We start from the raw sequence: 8,444 nt of genomic DNA on the forward strand, positions 1-8,444 counted from the left end.
AAAAAAAAAAAAAAAAATCACATCATAAAGAAAAGGTCAAAAAAAAATAAAAAAAAAATAAAAAAAAATATCATGTAGAAATTCCCAATCCTTCCGCGTGCGCGGGGAAGAACGGGCGTGCCCCTCTCACCGCGGGCCGTCGCCGTACGCTCCCCCGTGCCGTCCCTCCGCTCAGTCCCCCGCGGGGAGCGGGCGGGGCGCCGCCGGGCGCAGGGCGGTGACGACGAGGACCACCAGGAGGTTCGCGGCGAACGCGAGGAGACCGCCGTTGACGCCGTGCCAGGGGTCGTGGTCCGTGGCCCAGAGCAGGGTCATGACGGCGAGCCCCACGATCATGCCGCTGACGGCGGCGCCCTTGCCGAGCCGGGGCCAGAAGAGGGCGAGCAGCGCCGTGGGCACGAGCTGGGCGATGCCCTCGTAGGACAGGACGGAGAGTTCCACGAGGGTGCTCGGGTGGACGAGGGCGCCGAGGAGGGCGAGCAGGCCCGCGAGGAGGCAGACGAGCTGCGAGCGGGTCTTGGCGCGCTGGTCGGCACGCGCGGCCTCGGCCTCGTCGCGGTGGCGCAGCGGGTGGCGCGGGTCGGCGCCGTTGCCGCCGCCGAGGACCGTGCGGCCCCACAGGGTGCCGATGGAGAGCATGAAGACGCTCATCGGCACGATCGCCGAGAGCGCGCCCGCGACACCGATGACGGCGACGGCCCCGGCCGGGAGCGAGTCGGTGACGAGGCGGTAGAGGGCGAGGTCGGGGTTGCCGAGCTGCGGCAGGGCGAAGAGCGCGACCGCGCCTACCGTCATGGGAATGAAGAGCAGGAGCTGGTACCAGGGCAGCAGGATCGAGTTCCGGCGCAGGGCGTTGGCGCTGCCCGCGCTGAGGTAGCCGGAGACGGTGGTCGGGAAGACGGTGATGGTCACCGCGTTGAGGAGCACCGTGCTGATGAACCACGCGGCGCCCTTGCCGCCGGAGGCGTGCCCGGGGAAGGTGAGCCACTCGGGCTTCTCGGCGGCCATGCGGTCCAGGAGGTGGCCGACGCCGCCGGTGTAGTGGGCGGGGATGTAGACGAGCAGGAAGACGACGCTGCCGATGACGAGCACGTCCTTGAAGACGCTCACCCACGCCGAGCCGCGCAGCCCCGAGACGAGGACGAACAACTCGGCGACGACGAAGGAGACGACGGCGGCGACCTTGAGGTCGACGCTGCCGTAGGTCATGGCGTTGACGACGACGCCCATGCCCTGGATCTGCACCTGGATGTAGGGCACGAGGAAAACGGTCGCGACGAGCGCGACGAGGACGCCGAGCGGGCGGGAGCGGAAGCGGTGCTCGGCGACGTCCGCGATGGACACGAGGCGGTGGCGGCCCGCGTAGGTCCACAGGGCGGGGCCCGCGAGGTAGGCGACGGCGAAACCGACCGTCAGGTACGCGACGAGGTAGAGGATCGGCGAGCCCATCGAGTACGTCCACCCGGCGGTGCCGAGGAACGAGAAGCTCGTGTACGTCTCCCCCGCCATGAGGACCCAGACGAAGAGCACGCCGAGGCCGCGCCCGGACAGGGACCACTCGGCGAGGCCCTTGGCGCGCCCGCGCGCGCTCCACAGGCCGATGAGGACGGTCGCCACCATCGCGAGGCCGAAGACGGTGGTGGCGAGGACGGCGGAACCGCTCATGACCGGTGGCCTTCCGCGCTGGTGTCGCCCGCGAGGGGTTCGGGGGCGTTCGCGCGGTAGACGGGGTCGAGGCGGGCGGTGAGCCAGATGAGGAGCGGGCTCAGGATCGTCGCGCCGATGACCCAGGCCCACAGGAAGGGCAGGCCGAAAACGCGCGGTTCGACGCGGTTGGCGACGAGCGGGGCGAGGACGTAGAGCAGCGCTGGCACGAGGAGCAGCCACAGCGCGGGGCGGCGCGCGCGGGTGGTCTCGGGCGCCTCGTCAGGAGGTGCGGGGGGCATGGGGATCGGGGTCCTTCGTGGGCGGCGGCGGCCTCGCGGGGAACGGGGCCGGGCGTACTCTTCCCCGGCGCGGGGGCGGGGTCAACCCGGCGATCTTGTCCCGGCGGGTGCCGCCGGTCAGTCGCCGGTGGTCCAGCCGCTCGCCCGGACCACCTCGGCGGCGAGGTCCGGCACGGACCGCCCGTCGGTCGCGATGCGGAGCGTGCCCGCAGGGGCCCCGGCGTCCAAGCGGCGGGCCGCGCGCAGGCTCCGCGCGAGGTGCGCCGCGGCCCCGGAGCCGGTCTCGCGCGCGGTGAGCCGTTCGCGCACGGTGGCCTCGGTGGCGGTGAGGAGGACGAGGGTGGTTCTCACCTCGTCGCCGCCCATGGCGCGTTCGAGCATGGGCGCTTCGAGGACGCTGACGGTGTTCGTGTAGACGAGGCGGCGCTGGCCGAGCGCCGCGTAGTTCGCCCAGACGGCGGCGGTGTTGCGCGCGGTGAGGGCGGTGCGGTGCGGGTCGTCGGCGGGGGCGGGGTGGATGTGGTCCATGGTGTCGCCCTCGATGAGGCAGTGGGCGGTCCCGGCGGCGCGCAGGACGGCGGAGACCTCGAAGCCGACGCTGGTCTTGCCGACACCCGAGGCGCCGCCGATGAGGAGAAGGCGGTAGCTGGTCACGACGGGCCACTCTCACAGACCCGGCGGGGCGGGGCAGCCGGTTTTCGGGCTCCCCGGTCCCGTGCCCGCTCAGTACCTCGGCCCGCCGAGGCGGCCTTCGAGCTGGACGAGGAGTTCGCCGAGCAGTCCCACCAGGCGCTCGCGCTCGTCGTCCGGGAGTCCGGCGAGGACGGTGGACTCGAAGGCGAGCTGGTCGGGCAGGAGGTCGTCGACGAGGGCGGCGCCCGCTCCGGTGAGGGTGAGCCTGCTGACCCGCCGGTCGTGCGGGTCGGTCCTGCGCTCGACCAGTCCGCGTTCCTGGAGCCTGCGCAGCCGCTTGGTGACGGCGGCGCCCGAGGAGTACGTCTCGCGGGCCAGCTCACCGGGGGTCAGTTCGTCGCCGGTGCGGCGCAGCGCGCCGAGCACGTCGAACTCGGCGCGGCTGAGCCCGCCGCGCCGCAGGGGCGCGTCCTCGGCCTGCTGGAGAAGGGCGGCGCAGCGGTTGACGCGGCCGATCAGCTCCATCGGGGCCGTGTCGATGCCGGGGCGCACGGCGCGCCACTGCCGCACGACGGCGGCCACCGAGTCGTGGTGACCGCCCGCCGGGGCTCCGGGCGGGTCGTTCGCCGTCGTCATACCGGTGCGTCCTCCTCGGGGGACCGCGCGTGCGGTGCGGGGTCCCCGGGTGCGGGCCGCGCGGCACGCGGGCCCTGGCGGGTCACTGTCGCCGCGAGCGTACGGTGTCCGGCGCGCTCGGCGTCGCGCACCCGCCCCGCGGGCAGGGGGCGCTGCCACAGCTCGCCGCTCGCCGTGTCGGCGGCGGCGCGCAGGGCGACGAGGGCCGCGGTGAGCCGGTGGCGGGCGTGGGCGAGGGCGGCGCCGCTCGCCTCCGTGCGGGCGAGAAGGGCCTCCGCCTCCGCGCGTGCCGCCTCGGCGGCGGCGAGGGAGCGCTCCAGGACGGCGCTCGCGCGGCGGTTGGTGACGAGGAAGGCGGCGACGAGGCCGGTCGCGGCCCCGACGAGGGTGTCGAGCACGCGGTCCCCGACGAGCGGTGCCGTGCCGTGGTGGCCGCCGAACTCGCCGATCAGGAGTGCCATCGGGGTCACGCAGACGCTGCCGAGCCAGTAGTTGCGCGGCATGAGGGCTTCCGCGCCGAAGGCCAGGACGATGATCAGGGCGACGACGGCGGCGGGCCCCGTGTGGGCGAGGGGGGCGAGCAGGGCGAAGGCGCCGACGCCGACGACGTTGCCGACGGTGCGCTGGATCGCGCGGGTCCAGCTGAGGCTCGCGTTGAGCTGGAGGACGGCGACGGCGGTGACGATCGCCCAGTACGGGCGGTCGCTGCCCAGGCCCCAGGCGAGGAGGCCCGCGAGGAGCGGGCCGAGGAAGGTGCGTGCCGCCACGGGGAGCAGCGGGGAGCCGGGGGCGAGGGCGCGTGCGACGGGGTGCGCGGCCCGGGGGCGGCGGACGCGCGGGGGTTCCTCGGCCGGGGGTTCGCAGGGGCCGGCGGTCCGGGGCAGCGGGCCGGTGCCCCGCGTCCTGGCCGCCTGCTCCACGAGGAGCGCCGCGTCCGCGTCCCCCGGTGCCGCGAGCGCGGTCTCGGCGCGGTCGAGGAGCCGGGTGAGGCCGTCCCGCACGGGGGTGCGGCGGCCCGCCGCGCGCAGGGTCTCCCGGCCGGTGTGGAGGGCGGTGACGGCGGCGGCGCGGGCGTGGTGGCGCGCGGACGTTCCCCCGGGGGCGGTGAGGAAGGCGGCGACCGCTTCGAGCGCGCGGGCCGTGGCGCGGCGTTCGGGGCCGGTGGGGCGCGGCAGGGCGGGGGCCATGGTGACGCACCAGGCGAGGGCGGCGGCGCCGGTGGTGAGGGCGAGGTGCCCCGGCACGGCGGCGAGCGTCTGCGGGGCGAAGAGCGTCGCGGAGCTGACGAAGGCGAAGATCACGGGCCCGGGGGCGCCGATGCCCGTGCTCTCGCACAGGGTCTTCTGGAGGGCGGCGAGGGCGGCGCCGACCGTGATGAGGAGGGGCACGGAGTCGGTGGCGGCCGAGGTCAGCATCGCCAGGGCGACCCCGGCGACCATGCCGAGGCCGACCCACAGGACGGCGCGGGCGCGGCGCGCGTACGGGAGCTGGTGGCCGTAGAGGGCGCACAGGGAGCCGGCCATCGTGTAGGCGGCGAGGTCGAGGCGGTTTAGGGCGAGAAGGGTGAGCAGCGGGATCACCGCGGCCGAGGAGGCGCCGGTGGCGGGCTTGAACCATGTGTCGTTCAGGCCGCCGAGCCGGAGCACCCCGGCGAGGGGGAGTTTCTTCGCGCGGGGGCCGGGAGCGGGTGACGCGGCCGGGGCTTGCCCGGCGGGTATGACGGGGACGGGGCGGCTCATGCCACAAGCTTAACAAGTGTTTTACCCGTGAATGATTTCGGCACGGAGTGCCACCGGCAACGGCCGTCGCGCGTTCGTCCGGGGTTTCCCCAGTTGAGCGCACCGAAGTTAGGATGAGCCTCGTGTCCTACGAGCTGACCCTCAGTGCCCAGACTCTTCGCGCCGTGCCCTTCGGCACCCGGGTGGGGGCTGCCGCCGAGGCCGGTTTCCGGGGGCTCGGCCTGTCCGTCGAGCAGTACAGAGACGCGCTGGAGGCCGGGTGGACCGATTCCCGGATGACGGACCTGCTCGCCGCGCGCGGCCTGCGCGTGACCGAGATCGAACTGCTCACCGCCTGGGGCGGCGGCGCGGGCCGGCAGGCCCGCGAGGACGACGCGCTCGCCGAGCGCCTGATCGAGCTGTTCCGCCCCGAACGCGTGCACGCCACGGTCTTCGCCGCGCAACCCCCGGAGCGGCTGGCCGCCGGATTCGCGGCCGTGTGCCGGAAGGCCGACGCGAGCGGGGCGCGCGCCGCGCTCGAATTCCTCCCGTACGCGGGCATCACGACGATCGGCGCCGCCTGGGAGGTCGTCGCGGCGGCGGGGGACGCGAACGGCGGCATCCTCGTGGACTGCTGGCACTGGGCCCGCTCCGGGGCGACCGCGGCCGATCTGGCGCCCGTGCCCGCCGAGCGGATCATCGCCGTCCAGCTCGCGGACGCGCTGCGCACCCCGCTGCGCGACCCGCGCTACGAGGCCCGCCACCACCGGCTCCTGCCGGGCGAGGGCGGCGCTCACGTGGCGGGGATGCTGGACACCCTGCGCGCCCACGGGGTCCGGGCCTCGCTCGCCGCCGAGGTCGTCTCGGACATGCTCGACATCCAGGACCCCCGCCTCACCGCGCGCCAGGTCCACCGCGCGTGCGTCGGCGTGCTGGAGGAGGCGGACTTCCCCGGCCTCCCGGTCGACGGGGTCCGCGCCGACGCCTCGGTCCCCCCGGACGGGGCCCCCTCGCCCGCCGGCCTGCCCCTGGGCCTGCCGCCCGGCCGCCCCCGGATGCCCGGAGCGCTCTGAGGGGGAGGGCTTCGCGCCCTGCGGCCAGGAGGCGGCGCCCGGGGCTCCGCCGGTGCCTCGCGCCCCCTCGCACTCCCCCGCGTACCCCCGTGCGACCCCTTGACCGCCGCCTGCCGTGGGCAGGTCCTCCCCGTCACGACTCTCGGCCCTTGAAGGCTCTCGACGGGGAGGTCCGCCGTGCACGCACCGGGACCGGCCGCCTGGCTGCTCGTCGCGCTGTGCGCGGCGACGTCGGCGTATTGCCTGCTGCGGATGCGCCACCCCGCCCGGGGCGTGCGGAGCACGGCGGGCGGGGAAGCGCTCATGGGGTTCGCGATGGCGGTCATGGCGGTGCCCGCCGCCGTGCTCCGGCCACCGGCGTGGGCCTGGCTCTGCTACGCCGTGGTGTTCGGGCTCGCGGCGCTGCGGGCGCTGTGGGCGGCGCGGGCGGGCTCGGCGCACCACGCGCACCACCTCGTCGGCACCCTCGCGATGGTCTACATGGCCTGGGCGATGGCGAGCGCCCCGGCCGGGCACGCGGGCCACGGCGGCGGGCACATGCCCGGCGGGACCCCGCTCGTCACGGGGCTCCTGCTCGTCTACTACGCGGCCTACGTGCTCTGGACCGGCGCCCGCCTCGTCCCCGCCGCGGTCCCGGCCGGCCCGGCGCCGACCCACTGGACGGGCCGCGGCGAGATGGTGCGGGCCTGCCGGCTGGCGATGGCGACGGGAATGCTCGCGATGCTGCTGACGGTGTGAGCCGCGCGCCCGGCCCGGCACACGAGGCGCTCCGGTACGTGTCCCAAGCGGTCCCGCCCACGTGTCCCAAGCGGGCCCCGCGCGCGTTCCGTGCCCGCCCGGCGCACGGAGCGTCGCCCTGCCGTGCGCCGCGCGTAGCCGGGGGCCGCTTTCCGTGGCGTACGTCACTTGCCATGAAAGCCTGTATCTTCCGAACCGGCCGTCCCCATAGGCTGGACGCATGATGGTCCCCGCGGCCCTGCTGCTGCTCGGCGCGCTCACCGCCGTGCTCGCCCCGCGCGTGATCGCCCGGGTCCCGTGGACGGACCGCGAGCCGATCGTCGCGCTGTGGCTGTGGCAGTGCGTCGTGGGCGGTGTGCTGATGTGCTGCGCCCTCTCGATGGCGCTGAGCGCTGCGGCGGCCTGGGAGGCCGTGCGCGGGCAGCTCTTCGCCTCCGCGCCGCACGGTGTGGTGGACGCGTACGGGCTGCGCACGGCGGGTCCCTGGGCGGGGGCGACCGCGCTCGTCCTCGCGGCGGGCGGGGCCTGGACGGCGGCGATGCTGACCCGCGAGATCCGCGCGAGCAGGCGCCGCCGGCGCGCCGAGCGGGCGGCGCTCAGGACGCGCTCGCCCCGGCTGCCCGGCGAGGGACCGGTCAGGGAGCGGCTGCGGGTCCTTGAGGGCGAGAAGCCCGAGGCGTGGTGGCTGCCCGGCACTCCCCCGCAGCTCGTGATCACCACGGCGGCGCTGCGCCGCCTGGAGGGCCGCAAGCTCGACGCGGTCCTCGCGCACGAAATGGGCCACGCGCACGCGCGCCACGACTGGCTCCTCCACTGCTCCGGGGCGCTCGCGCGGGGCTTTCCGCAGGTGCCGGTCTTCGCCGCGTTCCGCGACGAGATGCACCGGCTGGTCGAGCTGGCGGCCGACGACGTCGCCTCGCGTCGCTTCGGCCGCCTGACCACGGCGCTCGCGCTGGTCGAACTCAACGAGGACCGGGGCGTCTTCGGCCCGGCGCCCGCACCCCGCGCCGACGTGCCGCGCCGCGTCGACCGGCTCCTGGCGGCCCGCCCGCGCCTGACGGCGGTGCGCAGGCTCCAGTGGACGGCGGCGGGCGCGCTCGTCCCGCTCGTCCCCGTCCTCGTCGCACTCGTCCCGGCCCTGCGCGCGCTCGGCTGAGACGGGGCGCCCCGCGCGGGCGCGGCGGGGGGAGCGGGTACGGGCCGTAGGCCCTGCGGACGTACGTGGCGCATCCCTTTCGCCGCCGGGCACACGGGACGCGCGTCGCGTTCCGCCCTCCGACCCCAGCGAGGAACGCGTATGGCTCCAGCGACCACCGGCACCCCGCGCGCACCGCGGAGCGACGGGCGGCCCACGGGTCCACCCGGATGGCGGAGCGCGGCCGTCCTCGTGCTCGGCGCGCTCTCCGCGCTGCTCCTCGCCCTCGTCGCTGCCTCCTGGCGGCCGCTGCTCTCGCTCGACTCCTCGCTCGCCCGCTCGGTGCACCGGCAGGCGGTGCGGCACGGGAGCCTCACGCACGCCTGCCGGGTGCTGAGCGACTGGGTGTGGGACCCGTGGACGTTCCGGCTGCTCGCCGCGCTCCTCGTGGTCGTGCTGTGCGCGCGGGGGGCGCGGGGGGCCGCCGTGCGGATCGCGGTGGTGTGCCTGGCCGGGACCGCGCTCCAGCAACTCGTCAAGGCGGCGGTGGGCCGGGAGCGCCCGG

General features: G+C 75.6%; 8 protein-coding genes and 1 pseudogene. 4 read left to right on the plus strand and 5 right to left on the minus strand.

Features of this window, described 5'->3' with window-relative positions:
• Positions 1 to 171 precede the first annotated feature (171 nt).
• The 5 genes from SSBG_RS00635 to SSBG_RS00655 all read right to left on the minus strand — a co-directional run bounded on the left by SSBG_RS00635 (position 172) and on the right by SSBG_RS00655 (position 4,954).
• Positions 172 to 1,665, minus strand: a complete 1,494-nt coding sequence (locus SSBG_RS00635) for a sodium:solute symporter family protein (RefSeq protein ID WP_008744314.1) — start codon at positions 1,663 to 1,665, stop codon at positions 172 to 174.
• The gene (locus tag SSBG_RS00640) at positions 1,662 to 1,946 is read right to left on the minus strand and encodes a DUF3311 domain-containing protein (RefSeq protein ID WP_008744315.1); all 285 of its coding nucleotides are present in this window, start codon (positions 1,944 to 1,946) and stop codon (positions 1,662 to 1,664) included. The genes SSBG_RS00635 and SSBG_RS00640 overlap by 4 nt, the downstream gene beginning before the upstream one ends.
• Positions 1,947 to 2,063: 117 nt before the next feature.
• A complete protein-coding gene (locus SSBG_RS00645) occupies positions 2,064 to 2,600 on the minus strand; it encodes a hypothetical protein (RefSeq protein WP_008744316.1) in 537 nt (178 codons plus the stop codon).
• Positions 2,601 to 2,669: 69 nt separating this feature from the next.
• A complete protein-coding gene (locus tag SSBG_RS00650; protein WP_050776677.1) occupies positions 2,670 to 3,215 on the minus strand; it encodes a MarR family winged helix-turn-helix transcriptional regulator in 546 nt (181 codons plus the stop codon).
• Positions 3,212 to 4,954, minus strand: a complete 1,743-nt coding sequence (locus SSBG_RS00655) for an FUSC family protein (protein ID WP_008744318.1) — start codon at positions 4,952 to 4,954, stop codon at positions 3,212 to 3,214. The genes SSBG_RS00650 and SSBG_RS00655 overlap by 4 nt, the downstream gene beginning before the upstream one ends.
• Before the next feature lie 113 nt (positions 4,955 to 5,067).
• Between SSBG_RS00655 and SSBG_RS00660 the strand changes: the two genes are divergently transcribed.
• The 4 genes and pseudogenes from SSBG_RS00660 to SSBG_RS00675 form a co-directional block, all read left to right on the plus strand.
• Positions 5,068 to 6,006 carry a sugar phosphate isomerase/epimerase family protein gene (locus SSBG_RS00660; protein ID WP_008744319.1) on the plus strand — a complete coding sequence of 313 codons (939 nt, stop codon included), beginning with the start codon at positions 5,068 to 5,070 and terminating at the stop codon, positions 6,004 to 6,006.
• A 177-nt stretch (positions 6,007 to 6,183) separates the two neighbouring features.
• Complete coding sequence (locus SSBG_RS00665) at positions 6,184 to 6,744, plus strand: DUF5134 domain-containing protein (protein WP_008744320.1); 561 nt, start codon at positions 6,184 to 6,186, stop codon at positions 6,742 to 6,744.
• 220 nt (positions 6,745 to 6,964) lie between these two features.
• Positions 6,965 to 7,900: a M56 family metallopeptidase gene (locus SSBG_RS00670; protein WP_008744321.1), complete on the plus strand. Its 936-nt coding sequence runs from the start codon at positions 6,965 to 6,967 to the stop codon at positions 7,898 to 7,900.
• A 141-nt stretch (positions 7,901 to 8,041) separates the two neighbouring features.
• Positions 8,042 to 8,444 (plus strand): annotated as a pseudogene (locus SSBG_RS00675) (hypothetical protein); the annotation flags it as partial.

The organism is Streptomyces sp. SPB074 (genome assembly GCF_000154905.1).
Taxonomy (GTDB): domain Bacteria; phylum Actinomycetota; class Actinomycetes; order Streptomycetales; family Streptomycetaceae; genus Streptomyces.